This window comes from Sphingomonas endolithica (genome assembly GCF_025231525.1).
In the GTDB taxonomy this organism is placed as follows: Bacteria; Pseudomonadota; Alphaproteobacteria; order Sphingomonadales; family Sphingomonadaceae; genus Sphingomonas; species Sphingomonas endolithica.
Window position 1 is genome coordinate 841,450 of sequence record NZ_CP103057.1, and the last position, 22,994, is coordinate 864,443.

The window sequence follows — 22,994 nt, forward strand, 5'->3', positions numbered from 1 at the left end:
CCCCCGCCGGCTCCTGACGATGGATGGGTCGCACCCGCCATCGTGGCGGATCGCCGGCTTCGCCTTGTCGGCCGCAGGCGCAATGCTGTTCGCGATCAAGGGCGTGCTGATCAAGCTGATCTACCGTTACGACATCGACACGACGAGCCTGCTGGCGATGCGCATGGTGTTGGCCGTGCCGGTGTTTGCGCTGGTGGGTGCGCAACGATGGCAGCGGCTGCAGCGGGATGCCCGGCCGGACGCCCGCACCTTCGGGCTCGCCATGCTCGTGGGCATCGTCGGCTACTACATATCGTCTTGGCTGGACTTCCAGGGACTGCAAACGCTGGATGCGCAGATCGAGCGGCTGATTTTGTTCACCTACCCCTTCCTGGTAATCCTGTTCGGACGATTGCTGCTGGGCCATCCCTTGCGCGTTCACGCAGTGCTCGGCGCGGGCTTGAGCTATGTCGGCCTGTTCGTGATGTTCGCCGGAGAGCCAACGCGGCTGGGCACGGCGGCGCTGATCGGCGGTGCGTTCGTCGCCGTCGCCGCAGTGACCTTTGCCCTTTACCAATTGTTTGCGCGCGAACTGATCCTGCGCTGCGGCGCCACCTTGTTCACCGCGATCGCCATGACCGCAGCGGGGATCACGGCCTTGCTCGGCTTCTTCGTGACTCACCCTGTCGCAGCGCTGGTGCCGCCGACCGGTGCCTGGGCGTTGATCGCAGCACTGGCGGTGTTCGCGACGATCGTTCCCGCCTTCCTGATGTCGGCGGGGACGGCAAGGATCGGCGCGCAGGGCACCGCGATCGTCTCGACGATCAGCCCAGTGGTGACGATCGGCGTGGCCATCGTCGTGCTGGGCGAGCCGTTCGGCTGGCCGGAGGCGATCGGCACGATCTGCGTACTGGGCGGCGTCGGCCTCTTCAGCCTGATCGAGAGCCGCCCGCGGTCGTACCAGACCGGCGAAGAAGGGCCGGCCTGAAGGCACGGTTAGGACGTTTGTGGCCGGCCCGGGTCGCAACTGAAAGTCACATTCGCCGTTCGCGCCTTCAGCCCAGGTAGGCGGCCAGCTCCTCCGGCTCTGCCCGCGGAAAGGCGTGCTTCAACAGGTCCAGAAAAGCCGAGACGCGCGCGCTCAAGAGCCGCCGGGAGGGGTAAAGCGCCCATAAGGCGATATCCGATCCCACCACGTCGCCCCAATGCACCAGTCTGCCCGCGGCCAGATCATGGCTGACCAGTGACACCGGCAGCCGTCCGGCACCGACGCCCGCCCGCACCGCGTCGCGGATCATGGTGAGCGACGAGAGGCGGAGGATGGGGTCGACGGCGATGTCGGACCGCCCGGTCTCCGTCGACACTGCCCAGCTCGTCGCTCGATCGCTGGCGCGCACGACGGCGCGGATCGGCACTTCGGTGGATCTCGGCAGGTCTGGATTCGCGACGACCACCAGCCGATCATGGAGGAACGGGCGGCCGATCAGGCTCTCGTCGGGATCCGGATTGACCCGGATGACCAAGTCATATCCTTCCTCGACCATGTCGACCGCGCGGTCTTCGGTCGTCACCTCCAGGCGAACGTCGGGGTGGCGGAGCGCGTATTCGGCGGCGAGTTTGCCCATCGCCGTCTGCGAGAAGAGCAGGGGTGCGCTGACACGGAACCGCCCACGCGGCCTTTCACCGCCGGCGGAGATGGCCGCTGCAGTCTCGCCGATCTCGGCGAGCAGCGCTCCGGTTCGCTCGTGGAGCGCCCTGCCCTCCTCGGTCAGCTTCAGCACGCGGGCGCCGCGCTCGAACAGGCGCAGGTCGAGTGCCGCCTCCAATTCGGCAACGCGCCGGGACAGCGTCGCCTTGGGCCGCCCCGACGCGCGCGCCGCTTTGCCGAAGCCGCCGTGGCGGGCGACGAGATTGAAATCGGTCAAGGCAAGAAGGTCCATGTGTTCCATCCATGAGACAGCGAGTCCAGATATAGCGGCTATTGGCGCGGATGTGGATCACATAGTTTCCTGACTGTACTGAAGCACAGAAGGAGTTCCACCATGACCATCCTCGTTATCGGCGCCACCGGACGCGTCGGCCGCCACGTCGTCGATCAACTCGTCCAGCGCGGCGCCGACGTGCGCGTCCTCACCCGTGATCCCGCCAAGGCCGCCTTCCCGGCCGGCGTCGAAGTCGCCCAAGGCGATCTGCTCGACATTGACGCGCTGCGCGCGGCCTTCTCCGGCGTCAGCACATTGTTCCTGCTCAATGCGGTGACGGGCGACGAGTTCACCCAGGCGATCATCACGCTGAACATCGCACGCGAATCAGGCGTCGAGCGGGTCGTCTACCTTTCGGTGCTCCACGCCGATCGATCGGTGAACGTGCCGCACTTCGCGGTGAAATCCGGCGCCGAGCGCATGCTGGAGCAGATGGGGTTCGGCGCGACGATCCTGCGCCCGTCCTATTTCATCGACAACGACGTGATGATCACCGACGTCATCCTCCAGCACGGCGTCTATCCGATGCCGATCGGCAGCAAGGGGCTGGCTATGGTCGACGCGCGCGACATCGCCGAAGTCGCCGCGATCGAGCTGATCCGCCGCGAACAGGCCCCTGATAAGCTGCCGCTCGAGACGATCAACCTGGTCGGCCCCGATACGCTGACCGGTGCCGATGTAGCCGCGATCTGGTCGGACGTGCTGGGTCGCCCGATCGCCTATGGCGGTGACGATCCGAGCGGCTTCGAGCAGAACATGGCGACCTTCATGCCGCAATGGATGGCCTATGAGATGCGCCTGATGGCGGAACGCTATGTCAGCGAAGGATTGATCCCGGACGAGGACGACGTCGAACGCCTGACCGGGATCCTCGGTCGCCCACTACACTCCTACCGCGATTTCGCGAGCAGGATCGCCGCCGCAGCCTGACCTGCACATTGCAGGGCGACGGAAGCTGCGAACGCCTCAGGCCATAGCGGGGCCGCCTCATGCCAGGCGGTCCCGCCATGACATTACCAAGGGGTCGGCCCGTCCGCCTCTATGAATCCGCCCGACGGCGCGTCATCGCCCATCAGGGCGTAAGCCACCGGAACCCGCGCTCCTTCGGCGGCGCTGAGCGGCCCGGAATGGCCGTTAAGGTCGGTCGCGCAATAGCCCGGGCTGATCGAGTTCACCGCGATTGCCGTGCCGCGCAGTTCTTCCGCGAGCTGCACGGTGAGCATGTTCAACGCTGCCTTCGACGCATTGTAGCCGAGCAGCTGTGCGGCGTAATAAGGCGAGGACGTATCGCCGTTCATCGTCAGCGAGCCTAGCGCGCTGGACAGGTTGACGATACGTGCCGCAGGCGCTTGCTTGAGTAATGGCAGCATGTGCCGGGCAACGATCGCTGCGCCGATGAAGTTCGTCTCCATCACCCGCCGCAAGGCATCCGCAGTCGCAACGCTCGGCCGGCCGTCGCCGGAGTCGTTGATGCCGGCATTGTTGACCAGGATGTCGAGCCGACCATGATCCGCAGCGATCGTCGCAGCGGCGGCCGCGACACTGGCCTCGTCGCCCAGATCGATGTGCAGGAAGCTGGCCTGCATCCCTTCCGCCCACAGCTGGGCAGCAGCGGCCTCGCCACGCTGCCAGTCGCGGGCGCCGACCAGAATGTGCACGCCAGTCGCGCCGAGTTGGCGAGCGATCTCCAACCCGATGCCCTTGTTAGCGCCCGTTACCAGCGCGATGCGCTTTGTGTCCGTCATTCTCATCCTTCGTAAAAGCTTGCCTGCTTCCTGTGCAAGGATATGAAGAATGATTCAGTTTGGATATTCGCTTATGCCACGTCTCGCCGCGCGCCCGCTTTCGCCCCGGAAAACGCCCATCCAGTCACGCTCTGCCGCGACGCTGGAGGCGATCTTCGAAGCCACCATTCAGGTTCTGGTGGCTGAGGGATCGAAGGAACTGACCACCACGCGCGTGGCACACCGTGCCGGGGTCTCGGTCGGGACGCTCTACCAATACTTCCCGAACAAGCAGGCATTGTTCTACGCCGTCAACCAACGCTATCTCGGGGCCGTCGCGTCGCGGGTGGAAGAGACCTGCCTGAGACATCACGGCGCGCCGCTGGCCGAAATGGTCGACACGCTGATCGAGGCGTACTGGCAAGCCAAGTTCGAGCGGCCCGACGTGACCCGCGCGCTGTATCGCTCGGTGGCGGATCTCGACATGGCGCCGCTGATCGGCCCTTTCACTCGCCGCGTCGATGCCGCGACCGCGGCGATGCTGGCGACCGCCCCCGGTGCCACCTTCGCCGATGTCGGCCTGACCAGCCTGACGCTGCTCACCGCCGTCTTCGGAACGGTTAAAGGCGTGTTCGAACGCGAGCTCGCCCTGCCACTTGCCCGCGGTGTGCACGAGCAACTGACGCAGATGTGCCTCGCATATCTGGAAGGTGCAAAGACACCGACGGCGGCGGACATCCCGGAGCTCGTGTGATCGGCACAGGGACTGGGAAGCGCTTCGAAGGTCCGTGTTGCGTCCGGACACAGCAGATTACGCGATCGAAACCGGCCTAAAGGCCCGCCAGATCGAGCGCGGAGGCGAGTTCGGCATCCATCGCTCCCGAATCTTTGGGCGTCAGGCGGTTCAACGCGGTTTGCAGCCGCTTCTGCGCCACCTGCAGCGCCTTGTGGCGCACCTCGCGCGTGGCATTGGTTCGCCACGATGCGCTCTCGCCCAACAAGGCCGACCATTTCGCCTCCTCTGCCGCCAGGATGGCAAGCGCGAGCCGTAGTCCATCCCGCTGGCCGCGCGCATAGTCGTCGTTCATTGGCGCTGCTCCATTGCGTCGATCATCGACCGCGGCCGATCGCGCGCAAGGCGTAAACGGTAAAGCCGCAAACGGCGAGAGCGATGGCGAGGCCGATTGCCCCACCCCATCTTGCCCCGTGCGGACCGGCGATCAACCCGCCGCAGGTCAGACCGACCAGCGGCAGAACGAGCAGCGCCAAACACCCAATCGCAACTATCACCCATCTCCAGCATTCGTCTCGGTCAAATGCCCGCGTCTGTCGACAAACGCCGACCTGAGAGGGGCCCATAAAAGGCCCGGGGCAAGCGCCATCAGCGCAGACGGGCCGCCAGGAAATCCACGAAGACCCGCACCCGCGTCGGCGTGCTGGCGCCGGCGACGAACACCGCGTGGATCAGCTCGACATCACCGGGATTGAACGCCTCCAGGATCGGAACCAGCCGGCCGTCCGCCAGCTCTGGCGCGACGCTGAACCTGCCCACCCGTGCGACGCCCACGCCAGCGGCGGCGAGTTGACCGAGCGTCTCGCCGTTATTCGCCTCGATGTTGCCTTTCACCGACAATGCAAAGTCCTGTCCATCGCGGCGAAACGGCCACACCGGCTCGACCCGGCGAAAGTTGAAGTTGAGGCAGTTGAAGCGGTGCAGGTCCTCTGGCGTTTGCGGCATACCGTTGACCGCGAGATAGTCGGGCGATGCGACGATGATCCGACCGGTTTCGCCCAGCTTGCGGGCCGTAAGTGCGCTATCGGCCAGCCGCCCGAAGCGGATGGCGACATCCGCCTCCCCGCCCGCGATATCGACCACTGCGTCGGTCAGCGCGAAATCGACCAGAATATGCGGATAAAGCGAAGCGAACTCACCCAATAGCGGGACGATGCAGAGACGGCCATGCGACAGCGCGGCGCTGACCCGCAGCCGCCCGCGCGGCACGCCGCGATCGGCAATCTCCTGTTCCGCGTCGTCCAGATCGGCGAGAATACGGCGCGCGGCCTGCAGATAAAGCTGGCCCTCGGCGGTGAGCGACAGCGCGCGGGTGGAGCGCAGCAACAGGCGCACGCCAAGCCGCCCCTCGATCCGGTCTAACGCACGGCTCACCGCCGAGGGGCTCATCTCGAGCATCCGCGCCGCGGCGGAGAAGCTGCCCTGCTCCACCACTGCCGCGAACAGCGCAAGCGCCCGCGCGCGATCGGCTCCACCACTCGGCTTTGCGTCCATGACATAGATCCTCTGCGGCGTGCCCGGCTAATCTACATCGGTTCTACCGTCCATCTATGCGCAAGAATAGCAAAGGACGATCGACCATGGATTATCGCCAACTTGGATCCTCAGGCCTGCGGGTGCCTGCACTCAGCTTCGGCACCGGCACCTTCGGCGGCCAGGGACCGTTGTTCAGCGCTTGGGGGCGAAGCGATGCAGCCGAAGCGCGGCGGCTGATCGATATCTGCCTCGATGCCGGGGTGACGCTGTTCGATACAGCAGATGTCTATTCCGGCGGCGCGTCCGAGAAGATCCTGGGCGAAGCGGTCCGGGGCCGACGCGACGCTGTGCTGATCTCGACCAAGACGGGGTTGCCGATGGGCGACGGCCCGCAAGATTGGGGCACATCCCGTGCCCGGCTATTGCATTCGGTGGACGATGCGCTGGCGCGGCTCGGCACCGATTATATCGACCTGCTGCAACTCCACGCGCTGGATTCGCATACCCCGCCCGAAGAGCTGATGGGCACGCTCGACCGGCTGATCGCCGCTGGCAAGGTTCGCTATGCCGGGGTGTCCAACTATCCGGGCTGGCAACTGATGAAGGCGCAGGCGATCGCCGACCGCCATGGTTGGCCACGGCTCGTCGCGCACCAGGTGTATTACTCGCTGATCAGCCGTGCCTATGAGGCCGATCTGATGCCGCTCGGCGCCGATCAGGTCATCGGCGCGCTCGTCTGGAGTCCGCTCGGTTGGGGACGGCTGACCGGCAAGATCGGTCGCGATCGCCCGATCCCGTCCGGCAGCCGCCTGCACGACACCGAACAGTTTGCCCCGCCGGTCGAGGAAGAGTCACTCTACCGCGTGATCGACGCGCTCGAAGCGGTGGCAACTGAGACGGGCAAGACCGTGCCACAAATCGCCATCAACTGGTTGTTGCGACGGCCGACCGTCTCCTCGGTCATCATCGGCGCACGCAACGAAGAGCAATTGCGCCAGAACCTCGGCGCCGTCGGCTGGTCGCTGACGGCAGAGCAGATCGCGGCGCTCGATGCCGCAAGCGCGGTATTGCCACCCTATCCGCATACCCCCTACCGCCAGCAGGAAGGCTTCGCCCGCCTCGATCCGGCGCTGGTTTGAGGAGACGAAGGTCATGAAGCTTAATCTGGGGCTGTTCGCCCTCTCCGTCGGCGCGTTCGGCATCGGCGTCACCGAATTCGCGCCGATGGGGCTGTTACCGGTGATCGCTACGGATCTCGGCGTGTCGATCCCTGCGGCAGGCCTGCTCATCAGCGCCTATGCGCTCGGGGTGATGATGGGCGCGCCGCTGATGACGCTGACCACTGGCCGGGTGCCGCGGCGCTTGCTGCTGATCGGGCTCGCCGGCATCTTCACGATCGGCAATCTGCTTGCCGCAGTTTCGCACAGCTATGCCATGCTGATGGCGGCCCGCATCCTCACCTCCTTCAACCATGGCGCCTTTTTCGGCGTGGGATCGATCGTCGCTGCCAGCCTGGTGCCGCCGCAGCGCCGCGCCAGCGCGGTCGCCGCGATGTTCATGGGGCTGACGATCGCCAATGTCGTCGGCGTGCCGCTGGCGACCTGGGCTGGCGAGCATCTCGGCTGGCGCGTGTCGTTCTGGGGAATTGCCGGGCTCGGCGTGGTGACGATGATCGCGCTCCGGCTGACGCTGCCCCCGCTGCCGGCCCCCACCGATGGCAATGCGATGGCGGAGCTGCGCGTGCTGACGCGTGGCAAGGTGCTCGGCGCGCTGGCGCTCACCGTGCTGGGGTCGAGCGCGATGTTCACTGTCTTCACCTACATCACGCCGATCCTGCGCGAGACGACCCATGCCTCGCTCGGCTTCATCACCGCGATGCTGGTCCTTTATGGCCTTGGCCTGACCGCCGGCAACTGGATCGGCGGCAAGTTTGCCGATCGCTCGGTCGATCGCACCTTGATCGTGACGCTTGCATCGCTGTCGGCGATCCTGGTTGCCTTCGCATTGCTGATGGGTCACGCCGCGCCGACCGCGGTTTTGGTATTCCTATGGGGTGTGGCCAGCTTCGCCTTGGTGCCACCGCTCCAGGTCCGCGTCATGACTGCTGCCGCAGACGCGCCGAACCTGGCGTCCGCCGTGAATATTGGCGCGTTCAACCTTGGCAACGCCATCGGCGCGGCATTGGGTGGCGCCGTCATCGCCGACGGGCTGGGCTACCCGGCTGTCGCCTTCGCGGGAGCGGCGACGTCTGCGCTGGGGCTGGCCGCGATCGTCCTCGTCAGCCGACGCTCCGCGACGCCGGTACCAGCATAGCCGACATGCTTCATGCGTTTGTGGGGAAGCGGTCTCCATAGTCCGGGCGGGCAACAAGCCCGCCCGGACTGAGCACCGCGCCTTCGCTGGCAGCACCCGGCGTCCGACAATCATTCAACCTTTTTTCCCGACTTGGTCTTGGATGCGATAGCTTTAGAGCAGCTTGTCGAGCGTGATCGGAAGGTCACGCACGCGCTTACCGGTCGCGTTGAACACCGCGTTCGCCACTGCAGCTCCCACGCCCGTAATGCCGATCTCGCCGATCCCGCGCGCGCCCAACGGCGAGCGTGGGTCAGGGATGCCGGTCCAGATCACGTCGATCTCCGGCACATCCATGTGCGAGGGAACATGATAATCGGCGAGCGTCGGGTTCATGATCCGGCCGGTGCGCTCGTCGAACAGCGTTTCTTCGGTCAGCGCGAGGCCGAGTCCCATGATCATGCCGCCACGGAACTGGCTCGCGGCGGTGCGCGGATTGAGGATCGTGCCGCAATCGAACGAACCGAGCAGCCGATCGACCCTGACCTCGCCGGTCACGTCGCTCACGCGCAGCTCACAGAAGATCGCCGCCGTGCTGTGCATCGCGAACTTGAGCACTTCGAGCGGCGCCGTTCCCGAGGCGGTAACGCTGACCTCGTCGCGGTTGGCGCGCGACAGGATCGAGGCGAAGGTCTCGTGCCGGCTCGGCTCCGCGGCGCTGGCGAGCCCCTCCTGCCCCAAGCGGATTTCGCCCGCCCGCAGCCCGGCGAGCGGGCTGTCGTTGCCGGCCAGGCGCAACAGCTCGGTCGGAAGCTTCTCCGCCGCCGCGAGGATTGCGCCGGCAATCGAGACGGTCTGGCCCGATCCGCCTGCCATCGGCGCGGCTGGCAGTGCCGAGTCGCCGATCTCGATCGATACGGCGGCAAGCGGCAGGCCGAGCCGGTCGGCCACCTGCTGCGCCACCACGGTCGCGGTGCCCATTCCCATCTCCTGACCCGAGCAAGCGAGGCTGGCGGTGCCGTCGCGGCGAACCGTGAGGCGAACGGCAGCGCCAGGCATCCGCATGTAGGGAAAACTACCGCTGCCGCAGCCCATGCCGATCCGCCATTCACCGTCGCGCCGCCCGCCCGGCGTTTGCGAGCGGTGTTCCCAGCCGAAACGAGCGGCACCGTCGCGCCACGATCTGTCCGGCGCATGCTGCGAGAAGGGCGCACCGCTGATCGGGTGTTTGTCGGGCAGGTTGCGGAGGCGCAGCTCGATCGGATCGAGCGCCAGCGCGTGGGCCAGTTCGTCGACCGCGCTTTCGAGCGCGAAGGTGCCGACCGCCTCGCCGGGGGCGCGCATGAACGTGTTGGGCACCACGGCAAGATCGATGTGCCGCTGCAGAATCTCGAAACTCTTCGAGCGGTAGGCGGCGCGCGTGCCCAGCGTATAGGCCTCCGGCGACGCACTATAGGGCGGCATCACTGACCAGCCGTCGTGCAGCAACGCGGTGAAACGGCCGTCGGCGTCGGCGCCGATGGCGACGCGCTGCTCGGTCGGGCTGCGGCCGCCGATGATCCGGTAGACGCCTTCACGGGTGAGCTGGAGCCTTAGCGGCCGGCCGATCATCCGCGCGATGGCAACGGCGACGACCTGATGATCCCAGAACCCCTTCCCGCCGAACCCGCCCCCGACGAACGGCGAGAGGATGCGGACCTGCTCGCGCTTCAGCCCGAACAGCTTGGCCAAGGTCGCCGCCTCCGCCGCGATCATCTGCGTGGTGTCGTGGACGGTGAGGTCGTCGTCGGCCCAAGCGACCGTCAGCGCGTGCAGCTCGATCGCATTGTGGTTCTGCCACGGCGTGCGGTAGAGGTTATCGACCTTGTGCGGCCCGCGGGCCAGTTCGCGCTCGGCGCGCCCGAGCGACACATGGTTGCGCTCGATCAGCAGCGACGGGATCACGCGCGCGTCCGCCTTGGCGTCCTCGAAGCGCGTCTCGGCCGGCGCCGCGTCATAGTCGATCGCGATCAGCGACGCGGCATGATCGGCCTGCTCCTGCGTCTCCGCGACCACCGCTGCGACGATCTGACCGTTATAATGCACCTGATCGTCCTGCAGGATCGGCAGGTTGCTGTTACCGATGGCGGTCAGGTCCGACATCGAGATCAGCGCCGGGCTGGCGATCCGCGGCATGTTGCGATGCGTGACGACAAGCAGAACGCCCGGTGCCGCTTCCGCCGCCGCCGTATCGAGATGCCTGATCCGGCCCCGCGTGATCGTGGCGTGCACCAGTGCGGTATAACAGAGGTCGTCCATCGCGACTTCGGCCGAGAAGCGCGCCAGCCCCTGTACCTTGATCTCGCCATCGACGCGCGGCGCCTGCCGCCCGATCTCGCCGCGCCGCCCGATCAGCGGGTCCGGGGTGCCACCGGGCAGCCACTGCGCCGGCACCCAGCTGAGCGCGCCGCGCACCGAGCCGACGAGGATGTTCTGGACCCGGCTCATGCGCGCTCTCCGCTCAGTTCGGTCAGCACCGCCGCCAGCGTTCGCGTCGCCAACGGTACCTTGAAGGCATTGCTCGGCAGCGGTGCCGCGTCGGCGAACTCTGCCTCGGCCGCACGCGCGAACGCCTCGGCGTTCGCCGGGCCGCCGCGCAGCACCGCTTCCGCCCGCAAGGCCCGCCACGGCTTGGCGGCAACGCCGCCGAGCGCGATGCGCACGTTGACGATCCGATCGCCCTCCAGCGCCAGCCCGGCCGCGACCGATACGAGGGCAAAGGCGTAACTCGCCCGGTCGCGCACCTTGCGGTACGTAGAGCGCGCCGCAACGTCCGAGAGCGGCAATTCTATGGCAACGATCACCTCGCCCGGCGCCAGGATCGTCTCGATGTCAGGGCGATCGCCCGGCAGTTGATGGAAATCGAGCAATGGCAGAATGCGCACACCAGCGGCGCTCGCCAGATGAAGCCGCGCATCCAGCGCCGCCAGCGCAACCGCCATATCCGAGGGATGGGTCGCGATGCACGATGGCGATGCGCCCAGGATCGCATGGTAGCGGGTGAACCCGCCTTGCGCGTCGCAGCCGCTGCCGGGGACGCGCTTGTTGCACTTCGATCCGGCCGCATCGGCGAAATACAGGCATCGCGTCCGCTGGAGCAGGTTGCCACCGACCGTCGCCATGTTGCGGATCTGCGCCGAGGCGCCGCCGAGTATTGCTCGCGCCAGCATCGGATAGCGTGTGCGTACCAACGGGTGCGCAGCGACGGCGGCGTTGCGTGCCGCAGCACCAATGACAAGGCTGCCGTCGGCCGCTTCCTCGATCAGCGACGACAGGCCGGACACATCCACCAGCACCGCCGGCTGTTCGACGCCCTTGCGCATCAGGTCGACCAGGTTGGTCCCGCCGCCAAGCAGCCGATGGCCATCCAGTGCGCCGAGCCGGACCGCATCTGCCGCGCTGCCGACGCGGTGATAGGAGACCGGCGTCATGCCGCACGCTCCGCAGCGACGGCCATGATCGCGTCGACGATACCGTTATGCGCACCACATCGACACAGATTGCCGCTCATCCGCTCGCGCACCTCGTCGCGCGACAAGGTGACCGGTCCCGACAGATCGCGCGTGATGTAGCTCGGCACGCCTGCCTCGATCTCGTCCAGCATCGCCGATGCCGCACAGATCTGGCCCGGTGTGCAATAGCCGCATTGCAGGCCGTCATGCTCCAGAAACGCCACCTGAAGCGGGCTCAGTGCGTCGGCGCCGAGCCCCTCGATCGTGGTCACTGCGCGGCCGTCGACCTGTGCGGCGAGCGTCAGGCAAGATAGGACCCGCTCCCCGTCGAGCAAAACGGTGCACGCGCCGCACGCGCCCTGATTGCAGCCGACCTTGGTGCCCGTCAGGTGCAGCCGGTCGCGAAGCAGGTCGAGGAGCGACACGCGCGCGTCATCCGGCGGTGCGACGTCGGTTCCGTTGATCCTGATTGCCATAATCCGCTCCCGACACTGCATGCGAGCATATTACAACGAACTTCGTACTATTCAAGCATCGTAGGAAATGATCTTGGCCATCATGGCGATAAGCTGCTGGCGCTCTGCTGGATCCAAGGGCTCCAGCATGCGCCGGTGTAGCTCGCCGTACATCGCCGCCATCGTGCTCACGCGCTGCTGTCCGGTCGCCGTCAATCGCAACGCGACCGCGCGCCGATCACCTTCCGGACGATGTCGCTCAAGCAGGTCGCGCTTGGCGAGACGATCGGTCGCCGACGATATCGTCGTGTTCGCGACGCCGATAAAGCGCGCTGCATCGCTTGGCCCGCAACCGGGATGCTTGGCGACATAGAACAGCAATTGCTTGTCCAGCTCGTTGAGCGGCTTTTCCGGCCCGAGCGCCTCCGCCAGCTTGTAGCGGCGCGTGAACAGGTCGAACGCCTCACCCAGCGCTGCGAGTTCTTCATCGGTGGGCATCGTCATTGAAATGGCATACCCGGTTGCAGCCCATTCTTGCCAGCCGCTTTTAGGGACGCGATCCAGGTGCCACCCGAGGTCTCCATACAAGCAACATTACGACGGCCAGCGCGTCGGGCGACGGCGTGTCGTTCGCTGCGCAATGTCAGTCTGGCCCCAAGACCGGACATTCTGCGCCAAATTCCCTGGTTTGAGACGTCCATTCAGCGACGCGCAACTGCCGCATCCTCCGTACTTCTTTGTGGCAAATGCTCGACGTCACCATGTTGGGGGAGCCAAGCCCTGAGGGTAACGGCAGTATCTCAGCTACCTTCGAGACTTGGCCAATAACGCCCTGATCGAGTAGGCGGCCTCCCGTGACGGGACTCGCTCGATCTTATCTCTTCGCCCATTTCGGCAAGAGCCTGATGTGGCACGGCGGCAACATCGCATTCGCATTCTTTCTCACCGAGATCTGCGGGCAGTCGCCTGGCGCCATGGGCTGGCTGCTGGCGACGTCCTCGATCATCAATGCGGTGGCAGATGGGGTGATCGGGACTGCGCTCGCTGGACGGATAACGGATGGCGCATCGGCCAGCCGACAGCAATTGGCGGGAGCAATCGGCGCCGGCATCGCCTTCGCCGCGTTCTGCGCGACGGGCCTGGTTAGCGGACCCGTCCGCTTCGGTTATGCCATGTGCAGCTTGTTTGCGTTTCGGATCGCCTATGCGACCATGGACGTTCCGCAGAATGCGCTGGTCGCATATTTGCCGGTGAATACCGGGCAGCAGGAGCAACTCATTACGGCGCGGATGATGACTGGCTATGCCGCACAGGTGGCCACCGCGGCACTGATCAGCAGCCTGTTGTGGGAAAGCTCGTCCTCCGATGCGCTCTATTTCGCGTTGGCGGGCAGCACGATCGGCATGTTGGCGATCGTAACGGCTTTCGCCTTTCGCAGATGCTGGAGGAATGGGAAAGGCGTGCGAAAGGCGTCGCTTGCTCCCGTCACGGCAGAGCCGGTGTCGAGTTTTGTCCGGCTGTTGATCGCCTCGGGCGTCTTTGCCTTCGCCTCGACGTTCGTGTTGCGAGCACAGACCTATATCGCCGCTTACGGACCGGGCGTAGACCAGGGCGTCAGCACAAGCGTGTTCGTTCCCGTCGCGATGGCGATCGGCGGTCTGGTCGGGCAGCCGCTATGGGCGATGCTGTGCCGCCGCCGTGGCGTTTTGTCGACGCTGCGGATCGCGAGCGCAGCACTGATCGGCGGGGCGCTGCTGTTCGGCGCATCGGCGTCGGCGGGAAGTGTTTGCATCGCACTCGCCACAGCATTGTTCGGCGCGGCCCTAGGCGGCACGAGCTTCGCGCTGTGGGCGCTGCTGGCGCGCGGCGCACGCGATGGGCGTGCCGCGATGCGGTTCGGCATCTTCACCTGCACCAGCAAGTTCGCTCAAGCGCTGTCTGCGGTGGCGCTTGGCGCGGCACTGACGGGAGTAGATTACCGGGCCGCCGTTGCGGCGGGCGCGAACCTCTGGTCGATCTCGGTCATCGCGGCAATGGGGCTCGGCGCCGCCCTGCTACTGTTCGAGGTGCGGCTGCCCGTGCCTAGAAGAGGTAGCTCCGTCTGAGCGGCAGCACGCCAGCACCGATCGTCGCCGCTTGCGCGGGCAGTTCGGCGGCCAGGATCACCGGCAGCGCAGTAGATCGCCCGCGGCGTGCCGGGCGGGTTGCCTCCGGCCAGCGGATCGAGCCAACGATGCGCTCCGCCAGCCCGCGCGGCGTGCGCCCGCCGATGATGATCGCATCGCAATCGAGCACGTAATGCAGCGACGCCGCCAATAACGAGAAGCTGCCGGCATGTTGCGCGATCCAGGCGTCTAGGCCGCGCCATTGGTCGTCATACCGCGAGATCAGGTCGGCGATGCTGTCAGTATCGACGCCATGCCCCGCCAGCGTCTCGCGCAGGCTCGCTAGATTGGGCGTCGGTAGACCGGCCAGCTTGAACAAGCCGGTTACTTCCCCGGCATTGCCGTGGCCGCCACGCACCAACTCGCCATCGATGACGATGCCGGCACCGAATCCTGCGGCGATATCGACATAGGCGTAATTGGCAAAACGCGCGCCCGCACCGAGCAACCGCTCGCCCAGCGCCGATGCGCTGGCCAGGTTCTCGACGATCACCGGCGCACTTAGCTTCTCGCCGGCGATACTTTCGAGATCGACCAACGCCCAGTCGTCGAGTTCCAGTCCCGGATTGACGGTCGCCCGCTCGACAAAGAAACCGGCTACTGCCAGCCCTACCCCGACCAGACGATCGCGTGCGATGCCAGCGACGGCCATCTCCTCGTCGATAAAGTCGGCAAAGCTGTCGAGGATCGCGTCGCGCGCCATGCCGGGGATGCTCAGATCGCGCATTGCGCGTACCGTGCCGGTGAAATCGACCAAGGTCGCTTCGGCGCGGTCGGTCATTACCGATAGACCGGCCGAGGCCATGGCATTGGCGCGCACCTGCACCACCGCGCTGGGCTGCCCCCGTCCTTCGGCAACCGGCCCGCCGACCTCGATCAACCCGCGGCCGGCAAGGTCCTCGGTGCCACGGAAGATCGCCGTACCCGACAGCCCGGTTTCCCGGATCAGCCGCGACCGCGAGATCGGTCCGGCCTGACGCACTGCCGACAGGATAAGTCGCTCGCGCTGCGTGACGCTGGCCATCACATCGTCAACGGTACGGGCCGCGCTGACGCCGGCAAAAGCGTTTCTCATAGTCCCGAGCGATAGCTGCCCGCGAGGCCCGGTCAACATGCCCGGCAAGCTTTTATCTACCGACTGTCAAATTTATTTCATACAACATGATATATAAAGAAACTCACCGGCCGAGAGCCGGGGTTCTTAGGAGCATCGCAGAATAGCTGGCCGAGATCGTCCGATCATCGGGCGAAAACCTGCGTCCTTTCGCCATCAGGGATACAACGACCATGTCTTCTGCCGCTAACCGCTCGATCGTCGTGCCCAGATCGTGATGGACATTTCTAGACGGCAGGCGATCGGCGGAAGCATGGCCGCGATCCTCGGTGCAAGCGCGGCACGTGCCGCGATCGGGCCTCGCACCCCCTTCACGCTCGGTATCGCCTCGGGCGAGCCCGCGGCTGACGGCTTCGTGTTGTGGACCCGTCTGGCGCCCGATCCGCTCACACCGGGCGGCGGCATGCCGCCACACGCTGTCCCCGTGCGGTGGGAGGTTTCAGAGGACGAGAAATTCGCCAAGGTACGCAGCGGCACTGTGTTGGCGGAACCGCACTGGGGCCATTCGGTGCATGTCGTCGTCGCCGGCCTGCGCCCAAATCGGCCCTATTGGTACCGATTCCTCGTCGGCGGCGAAATCAGCCCGGTCGGCCGCACGCGCACCGCGCCGGCGGCCGGCACGATGGTCGATCGGCTGCGCATCGTCTTCGCCTCGTGCCAGGATTACGAGGTCGGCTATTATGCCGGCCATCGCCATATCGTGGCCGACGCGCCCGATCTCGTCGTATTCCTCGGCGACTATATCTATGAAGGTAATGCCTCCGAGCCGAGCCTGCTGCGACGCCATCCCACGCCTGAGCCGGTCGATCTCGACGGCTACCGCGCGCGTTATGCAACGTACAAGTCGGATCCGTTGCTGCAGGCCACGCACCAGGCCGCACCGTGGATCTCGACCTGGGACGATCACGAGGTGGTCGACAATTATGCCAATGATCTCGACAAGCATAATGGTGACCCCGCCGTGCTCCTGCGCCGCCGTGCCGCGGCCTACCAGGCATTCTACGAACATACCCCGCTACGGCCCGCGCAACGGCCGGTAGGGCCGGCGATGCAATTGTATCGCACGGTAGATTGGGGTGCACTCGCGCAGTTCCAGGTGATCGACGACCGCCAGTATCGCGCGCCGCCGCCATGCCAACCCGATGGCTCGATCGAGCGGCGTCTCGACGCGGTATGGCTGACGCCCGACTGCGCCGAACGGCACGATCCGCGCCGCTCGCTGCTCGGCACGACCCAGGAGCAATGGCTCGCGAAACGGCTCAGAGCGACGCGCGCGCGTTGGAACTTGCTCGCGCAGCAGACGCTGATGATGCCATACACGCGCATCGATCCCGCCACGCCGAACGCGCCGCCCAGCGTCTACAATAGTGACAGTTGGGAAGGCTATGCAGGGACCCGCGAATGGCTGCTGCGCCAGTGGCGTGACGCGCGAACGCCCAATCCGCTGGTGCTGAGCGGCGACATCCACGCCTTCGTCGCCGGCGATCATGTCGATCCTGACTATCCCGAGCGGATCATCGCCTCGGAATTCGTCGGCGGATCGATGACCTCGGGCAATCACGACGCGACGCTGCGCCAGGCGACCGCGATCGATCCCAATTTCCGCTTCGCCGAAAATCGCGTGCGTGGCTATGCCCGCGCCGACCTGTTCCCCGACCGCAGCGAAGTGGCATTCCGCGGAGTCAGCAACGTGCGCGATCCGAACGCCACCGTCAGTGACCTCGCCCGCTTCACGATCGACCAAGGCCGCCCCGGCATCCGCCTCGGCTAGTCAGCCGTCGCAGCGGGCCGGCGCTTCCACCCTCCACCGAACTGGGCGCCCGCACACGGCGCCACCATCTCATAGGGAAACACCATGAGCCGCCTCCAGACCGTCGTTTCATTCAGCGCATCGTTGCTCGCGCTCGCCGCTGCCACCGCCGTCCAGGCGCAGACCGCCCCGGCCGCCGAGGAGGCGTCCGAAACCGAAATCGTCGTGACGGGTACGCGCGCCAGCCAGGTGCGCGCGCTCGCCGCCAAGCGCGAGGCGATCGGCGTGATCGACGTCGCCGCCGCCGACGATATCGGCCGCCTGCCCGATCGCAACGTCGCCGAGGTTATCGAGCATCTGCCCGGAATCGGTGTAACCTATGATCAGGGCGAAGGCCGCTATGTGTCGGTGCGCGGCGTGCCCTCGACGCTCAACGGCTATACGCTGAACGGGCTCGAGATCGGCAACCCGGACGGCAACACCCGCGCCCTGCCGCTCGACATCGTCTCGGGCCAGTTGGTCAACCGCGTCGAGGTCGCCAAGGTCAAGACGGCGGACATGGACGGCCAGGGCATCGGCGGCACGATCAACCTCGTCACCGAAACCGCGTTCGACTTCAAGGAGCCGTTCGCGCTCGCCGCCACTGCCAAGGCCGGCTATCAGGAACTCAACAAGAAGGTGCCGTATCAGGGCGACGCCAGCATCGCCAAGCGCTTCGGCGCCGACGAGCAGTTCGGCATCGTGCTGGGCGGCAGCTATTCGAAGCGCGATTTCGCTAGCGACGGCTTCTATCCCGACGATTGGCGCCCTCTGGCCGGGGCGGCGCGCGGCGGCGTGCCGACCAACATCAAATATACCGAATACAACCTCACCCGCACGCGCATCGGTGCGGCAGGCTCGCTCGATTGGCACCCCAACGATCACCAGACGCTGTACGTTCGCGGCGTCTATTCGAAGTTCATCGAGGATGAGGTTCGCGGCCGCTACCGGCTCGATTTCACCAGCACGCCGTTCACCTTCAATGCCGACGGGCTGACCGGCACCGCGCCGGGGACACCGAGCTCGCAAACCGGTGCGGCCGGCACGGGCACCGAACGCCGGCAGGATCTGCGGCTCGATTACAAGGTGAAGTCGATCGCCACCGCGATGGTCGGCGGATCGACCGAATTCGATCGGCTCAAGTTCGACTATGCCGGATCGCGCAGCCGCAACAAGGTACTCGACCGGTTCAGCACTTGGCAGTTCCGCTGCAATCCCGGTCCGGTCAATTTCGACTTCAGCGATGTGATCTACACCGCCGCACCGGTGACCGAATGCAATGCCAACCAGCTGCAATTCCGCCAGTACAATCTCTCGACGCAGCGGGGTGTCGAGGACATCTGGCAAGGCAAGCTCGACGCGACCTACGATCTGGGCGGCGAGAGCTTCATCAAGCTCGGCGCGAAATATCGCACCTCGGACCGGGACCTCGATCAGAGCAATCCGGTCTATGATCGCGGTACCACTGCCGCCACGCGCTTCACGCTCGGTCAATACAATCTGCAGGGCGGCGCGATCACCGTCCACCCGGACAACACCGATACCGACAAGGGCTATGTCAACAGTCCGCTGATCGATCCGGCCGCGATCAAGGCGTTCACCGATGCGCAGCTCAACGGCAACCTCTTCGTGTTCAACCGTGCGACGTCGCTGACCAACGACACGATCAGCGATTTCCAGCTGAAGGAGAAGGTCGCGTCCGGCTACGCCATGGCCAATCTGGCGTTCGGTGCGGTCACCGTCACCCCCGGCTTACGCTTCGAACATACCAGGCTGAACGTCACCGGCTACCAATTGCAAACCAGCAGCGGGGTGTCCACGGCGGTGCCGTTGCGCCGCGCGAGCGATTACAACGATTGGCTGCCGTCGCTGATCGTGCGCATCAAGCCGAGCGACGAGACTATCTTCCGCCTGTCCTATTCGCGCAGCCTCGGCCGGCCTGAATATAACAATCTCTCGCCGGGCGGCTCGATCGACACCGGCAACGGCACTGTCGCGCTCGGCAACCCCGATCTCAAGCCTTATCGTGCCGACAATTTCGATGCCACGGGCGAATGGTATTTCGCGCGCGGCGGGCTGCTCAGTGTCGGCGTGTTCGCCAAGCGCATCGCCAACCCCATCTTCACCCAGACTACCACGCTGACCAACACGGTGTATAACGGCGTAAACTACACCACGCTGGCAATTGCGCAGCCGTTCAACGCCGACAGGGGCGACATCGTCGGCATCGAAGCGCAGTTCCAGCAGCAATTCACCTTCCTGCCGGGCGCGCTCTCAGGCCTGGGCATACAGCTGACGGGGACGCTCACCGACTCTACGCTGCGGTTGCCGAACGGCCGCACGTCGAGCTTCCCGAGCCAGTCCAAATACCTCTACGGCGCCGAACTGTTCTACCAGCGCGGACCCGTCGAGGCATCAGTCGCCTATCACAATACGGGCTACGCGTTGCTCGCGGTCGGTGCGCTCGACTATCAAGACCAATCGAACGACGATCTCAAACGCCTCGACGCCAAGGCAAGCGTGGCAGTGCTCGACAATGTGACCGTGTTCGCCGAAGCACAGAACCTGACCGATGCGCCCACCCGCCAGTATCAGGGTGATCGCAAGGATTGGGTGATCCAGAACGAACGCTATGGCCGCACCTTCTATGGTGGCGTATCGGTCAAGTTCTGATGCGGGCCATTCCCTTCCTGATCGTCTCCGCGTTGCTGGCGTCGGCCGGCAGCGCGCAAGACGCTGCCCCCGTCCCCACGCTGGCCCCGGCAAGTGTCATATCGCGCTTCGTGGCCGAGGAAGCCAAGCAAGGGGTCGCGGTCGATGCGCGCTTCTTCTATCCGATGAGCAACAATCGCATCGGCAAATACGACAAGAAGACCGGCAAGCGGGTCGCGCAGTGGGAAGGGCCGCGCGCGCTCTACCCGCATATGAACTCGTGTGTGGTCGACGGCGCCAAGTTGGTCTGCGCTGCATCCAACTATCCTGCGGTGCCGATGTCCAGTGCCGTCGAGTTCTTTCAAAAAACCACATTGCGCCATGTCCGAAGCGTCAGCCTGCCGCCGATGCCCGGATCGCTCACCTGGATCGAACGGCGCGGTAAAGCCTGGTTCGCCGGCTACGCCAATTATCCCTCGGATCATGGCGGAGAGCCCGGCCACGACCATCGCTGGACCTTGCTGGTGCGCTTCGATGCGCAATTTCGCAGCACCGGATCGTGGCACTTGCCGGACAGCGTTTTGTCCCGCTTCGCGCCGATGAGCTGTTCGGGCGGTTCATGGGGCGATGACGGGCTGCTCTATGTCACGGGGCACGACCGGCCGGAACTCTATGCGCTTCGCCTCCCCGAGGCCGGCAGCGTCCTCGAACATGTCGCGACGATCCCCTTGGCCACCGGGGGGCAGGCGATCGCCTGGGACCGATCGTCGTCGCGCATGCTGTGGTCGCTGGATCGCCAGACCAAGAATGTCGTGTCCAGCCGCATCGAACCGCTGTCGCTGGCCTTGAAAGCCGGCCGCGAAACCCAGGCGGATGCCGTTCCTCCGCCGGAGTAAAAGCGCTCAATCCGTCAAGTCGGCGCCGAGCATCTGCGCCGCGTTGCGGAACGCCATGTCCGCCGAAACGCGCTCCTCCTCCTGCAGCATTTCGTCGATCGCAAAGCCCAGTTCGACCGAGATACGCAATCGTCGCCAAAGCTGCTCGCGATCCAGCCCGGGCAGGAACGGCAGGTATGTGTCGGTCAGCCGGTCGGTCACCCAGCGGTGCGATTCGACGCGGACATGTATCAAGCGCGGGGAGGCGTGGAGCGCGCGCAGGATCCACACCGCGCCGGGTTCGCGCGCCGTCACCGCGGCCGTGACGCGCAGCAACTCCTCGATATTGCCGCGCAACATGGCGATCCCGCCGGGTTGGTAGCGCGCGATCCATTCCTCCAGCGCCGCATTCTGCCGCGTCATCAGCCGCTGCCCGAGCGCCTCCAGCAAATCGTATTTGTCGTCAAAATAGCGGTACAGGGCCGGCGGCGTCAGCCCGGCGCGCGCGCAGATCATGTTGGTCGAGATACGATCGATGCCGACCTCGGCGAGCAATTCACCGGCCACGTTGAGCAACAGGTCATAAGTCTGTTGCGACCGTTCCTGCTGCGGTCGCGCACGCGGCGCGGCCCTGATGGTAGGCATGGAACTCTCCTTCGACGTTTGTAGATTCTGGCCATCCTCACGATTACAGATCGAGATCGCCGTTTTGTTACAGGCGCGGTCGCCGGTGCGACCAGGGCAGTTCGCGTTCGAGCTGCCCGGCTAGTCGAAACAATGTCGCCTCGTCGGCGTAGCGGCCGGTGAACATCATGCCGATCGGCAGCCCCGAGGTTGACATGGCAAGCGGCAACGACATCGATGGCTGACCGGTGAAGTTGAACAAGGCGGGATAAGGAAACAGCGCCGCTTGTCGCTGCGAAACCTGGGCGGGGTCGGTCGAGGTACCGGTGATATAGCCGATCGTGGGCGGTGGCGCGGTCATTACGGGCGACAGGAAGACGTCGAACGATTCGAATTGCGCCACCACCGCACGGGCCAGCATGCGCACCTCCTGCAGTGCGAGCAAGGCTGCCTCGCCGGTGATACGGCGCGACTGCATCAGCACGGCGGCGGTCAACGGCTCGATCTCCCCCGATTGTGGCTCTCGGCCCGCGCGCTCTATGGTGCGCGCCATGCCGGCCGCCAGGTTGGCGCCCGACACGGCGACACGCGCCTGATAGATCGCGGTGACGTCGCCAAGCGAACGGGGGATCAGTTCATGCCCCAACGCTGCCAGATCCAGCACCACCCGTTCGAGCGCGGCTTGGACCTCAGGCTCTGGCGAGCCACCACCGGGGGTGTCGGCCGACCAAGCGATGCGCAATCGCCCCGGCGCCCGCGTCACCTCGTCGAGATAGGGGCCAGCCTTGGCGGGCACGGCATAAGGCGAGCCCGGTTCCGGCCGCCCCGTCACGTCGAGCATCGCGGCGCTGTCGCGAATCGTGCGCGTCACGACATGATCGACGCAGAAGCCCGTTGCATAATCGAACCCGTCGGGCAGATTGGGGTTGCGATCGCGCGTCGGCTTGAGCCCGACCAGACCACAACATGCCGCAGGGATACGGATCGAGCCCAGACCATCGCTGGCATGAGCAAGCGGCACATAGCCCGCCGCCACCGCTGCCGCCGACCCGCCCGACGATCCGCCCGCCGCATGGTCTGTGTGCCAGGGATTGCGCACCGCGCCGTGCAATGCGGTCTCGACATTACCGACGATGCCGAACTCCGAACTGGCGCCCCGGCCGATCGGGATCACCCCGCTGTCGCGGTAGCGCCGCATCAGCCCGCTATCGGCCTGATCAACCACGTTCGCGCAGAAGCGGCTGCCGGAAGTATTTGGCCAGCCTGCCACGCCAATGCCGAAGTCCTTGACCAGGAAGGGGACGCCGGCAAACACCCCCTCCCCGATCGGCTCGCGCGCCGCGGCCCGCGCCTCGTCAAATGCGCGGTAAACGATAGCGTTGATCGTGGGGTCGAGCCGCTCGATCCCTGCAATCGCCGCCTCGACAAGTTCAGCCGGCGACACAGCACCGCTGCGCACCAGCGCGGCGAGCGCCAGGCCGTCATGCTCGGCATAATCATCCATGGTCCGCTCCTGTTGTCGTCCTCCTTGTGCCGCGTCGCCAGCCGCCGCGCCACTCCCGGACGTTCCTCGGGAATGGCGC

The 22,994-nt window shown here is 65.7% G+C and carries 20 protein-coding genes; 9 read left to right on the plus strand and 11 right to left on the minus strand.

Annotated features, from left to right (window positions below):
- Positions 1-19 precede the first annotated feature (19 nt).
- Positions 20-967, plus strand: coding sequence for a DMT family transporter (locus NV382_RS04045; RefSeq protein WP_260599256.1), 948 nt, complete (start codon positions 20-22; stop codon positions 965-967).
- Between the two features lie 67 nt (positions 968-1,034).
- Here NV382_RS04045 and NV382_RS04050 read toward each other — a convergent pair whose 3' ends face one another.
- Positions 1,035-1,919 (minus strand): LysR family transcriptional regulator, encoded by an 885-nt coding sequence (locus NV382_RS04050; protein ID WP_260599257.1) that lies wholly within the window; start codon positions 1,917-1,919, stop codon positions 1,035-1,037.
- A 102-nt stretch (positions 1,920-2,021) separates the two neighbouring features.
- Here NV382_RS04050 and NV382_RS04055 point away from each other — a divergent pair, with 102 nt between their 5' ends.
- Positions 2,022-2,891, plus strand: coding sequence for an SDR family oxidoreductase (locus NV382_RS04055; RefSeq protein WP_260599258.1), 870 nt, complete (start codon positions 2,022-2,024; stop codon positions 2,889-2,891).
- Between the two features lie 83 nt (positions 2,892-2,974).
- Here NV382_RS04055 and NV382_RS04060 read toward each other — a convergent pair whose 3' ends face one another.
- Entirely contained in the window at positions 2,975-3,706 is a 732-nt protein-coding gene (locus NV382_RS04060) for an SDR family oxidoreductase (protein ID WP_260599259.1), read from the minus strand.
- Between the two features lie 73 nt (positions 3,707-3,779).
- Here NV382_RS04060 and NV382_RS04065 point away from each other — a divergent pair, with 73 nt between their 5' ends.
- A complete protein-coding gene (locus NV382_RS04065; protein WP_260599260.1) occupies positions 3,780-4,439 on the plus strand; it encodes a TetR/AcrR family transcriptional regulator in 660 nt (219 codons plus the stop codon).
- 76 nt (positions 4,440-4,515) lie between these two features.
- On the opposite strand, the gene NV382_RS04070 is transcribed toward NV382_RS04065, so the two are convergent.
- Positions 4,516-4,773 carry a hypothetical protein gene (locus tag NV382_RS04070; protein ID WP_260599261.1) on the minus strand — a complete coding sequence of 86 codons (258 nt, stop codon included), beginning with the start codon at positions 4,771-4,773 and terminating at the stop codon, positions 4,516-4,518.
- A gap of 293 nt (positions 4,774-5,066) precedes the next feature.
- Entirely contained in the window at positions 5,067-5,972 is a 906-nt protein-coding gene (locus NV382_RS04075; protein WP_260599262.1) for a LysR substrate-binding domain-containing protein, read from the minus strand.
- Positions 5,973-6,058: 86 nt separating this feature from the next.
- On the opposite strand from NV382_RS04075, the gene NV382_RS04080 reads away from it, so the two are divergent.
- Both NV382_RS04080 and NV382_RS04085 read left to right on the plus strand, forming a co-directional pair.
- Positions 6,059-7,093 carry an aldo/keto reductase gene (locus NV382_RS04080; protein WP_260599263.1) on the plus strand — a complete coding sequence of 345 codons (1,035 nt, stop codon included), beginning with the start codon at positions 6,059-6,061 and terminating at the stop codon, positions 7,091-7,093.
- 13 nt (positions 7,094-7,106) lie between these two features.
- A complete protein-coding gene (locus NV382_RS04085; protein ID WP_260599264.1) occupies positions 7,107-8,267 on the plus strand; it encodes an MFS transporter in 1,161 nt (386 codons plus the stop codon).
- Positions 8,268-8,420: 153 nt separating this feature from the next.
- Here the strand turns inward: NV382_RS04085 and NV382_RS04090 are convergent, their stop codons facing one another.
- From NV382_RS04090 to NV382_RS04105, 4 genes are read right to left on the minus strand one after another with little or no spacing between them, the layout of a single operon-like run.
- Positions 8,421-10,733 (minus strand): xanthine dehydrogenase family protein molybdopterin-binding subunit, encoded by a 2,313-nt coding sequence (locus NV382_RS04090; protein ID WP_260599265.1) that lies wholly within the window; start codon positions 10,731-10,733, stop codon positions 8,421-8,423.
- Positions 10,730-11,716 carry an FAD binding domain-containing protein gene (locus NV382_RS04095; protein ID WP_260599266.1) on the minus strand — a complete coding sequence of 329 codons (987 nt, stop codon included), beginning with the start codon at positions 11,714-11,716 and terminating at the stop codon, positions 10,730-10,732. Before NV382_RS04095 ends, NV382_RS04090 begins: the two co-directional genes overlap by 4 nt.
- A complete protein-coding gene (locus NV382_RS04100) occupies positions 11,713-12,213 on the minus strand; it encodes a 2Fe-2S iron-sulfur cluster-binding protein (protein WP_260599267.1) in 501 nt (166 codons plus the stop codon). Before NV382_RS04100 ends, NV382_RS04095 begins: the two co-directional genes overlap by 4 nt.
- Before the next feature lie 51 nt (positions 12,214-12,264).
- Positions 12,265-12,696 carry a MarR family winged helix-turn-helix transcriptional regulator gene (locus NV382_RS04105; RefSeq protein ID WP_260599268.1) on the minus strand — a complete coding sequence of 144 codons (432 nt, stop codon included), beginning with the start codon at positions 12,694-12,696 and terminating at the stop codon, positions 12,265-12,267.
- A gap of 350 nt (positions 12,697-13,046) precedes the next feature.
- On the opposite strand from NV382_RS04105, the gene NV382_RS04110 reads away from it, so the two are divergent.
- The gene (locus NV382_RS04110) at positions 13,047-14,297 is read left to right on the plus strand and encodes an MFS transporter (protein ID WP_260599269.1); all 1,251 of its coding nucleotides are present in this window, start codon (positions 13,047-13,049) and stop codon (positions 14,295-14,297) included.
- On the opposite strand, the gene NV382_RS04115 is transcribed toward NV382_RS04110, so the two are convergent.
- A complete protein-coding gene (locus tag NV382_RS04115; RefSeq protein ID WP_260599270.1) occupies positions 14,275-15,381 on the minus strand; it encodes an ROK family protein in 1,107 nt (368 codons plus the stop codon). The two genes, NV382_RS04110 and NV382_RS04115, sit on opposite strands and share 23 nt — an antisense overlap.
- A 343-nt stretch (positions 15,382-15,724) precedes the next feature.
- On the opposite strand from NV382_RS04115, the gene NV382_RS04120 reads away from it, so the two are divergent.
- The 3 genes from NV382_RS04120 (at position 15,725) to NV382_RS04130 (ending at position 20,808) form a co-directional block, all read left to right on the plus strand.
- Entirely contained in the window at positions 15,725-17,242 is a 1,518-nt protein-coding gene (locus NV382_RS04120; RefSeq protein ID WP_260599271.1) for an alkaline phosphatase D family protein, read from the plus strand.
- An 84-nt stretch (positions 17,243-17,326) separates the two neighbouring features.
- Entirely contained in the window at positions 17,327-19,933 is a 2,607-nt protein-coding gene (locus tag NV382_RS04125; RefSeq protein WP_260599272.1) for a TonB-dependent receptor, read from the plus strand.
- Positions 19,933-20,808 (plus strand): hypothetical protein, encoded by an 876-nt coding sequence (locus tag NV382_RS04130; RefSeq protein WP_260599273.1) that lies wholly within the window; start codon positions 19,933-19,935, stop codon positions 20,806-20,808. The genes NV382_RS04125 and NV382_RS04130 overlap by 1 nt, the downstream gene beginning before the upstream one ends.
- Before the next feature lie 6 nt (positions 20,809-20,814).
- Here NV382_RS04130 and NV382_RS04135 read toward each other — a convergent pair whose 3' ends face one another.
- Positions 20,815-21,432 (minus strand): TetR/AcrR family transcriptional regulator, encoded by a 618-nt coding sequence (locus tag NV382_RS04135; RefSeq protein ID WP_260599274.1) that lies wholly within the window; start codon positions 21,430-21,432, stop codon positions 20,815-20,817.
- Between the two features lie 67 nt (positions 21,433-21,499).
- A complete protein-coding gene (locus tag NV382_RS04140) occupies positions 21,500-22,915 on the minus strand; it encodes an amidase (RefSeq protein WP_260599275.1) in 1,416 nt (471 codons plus the stop codon).
- Positions 22,916-22,994 lie beyond the last annotated feature (79 nt).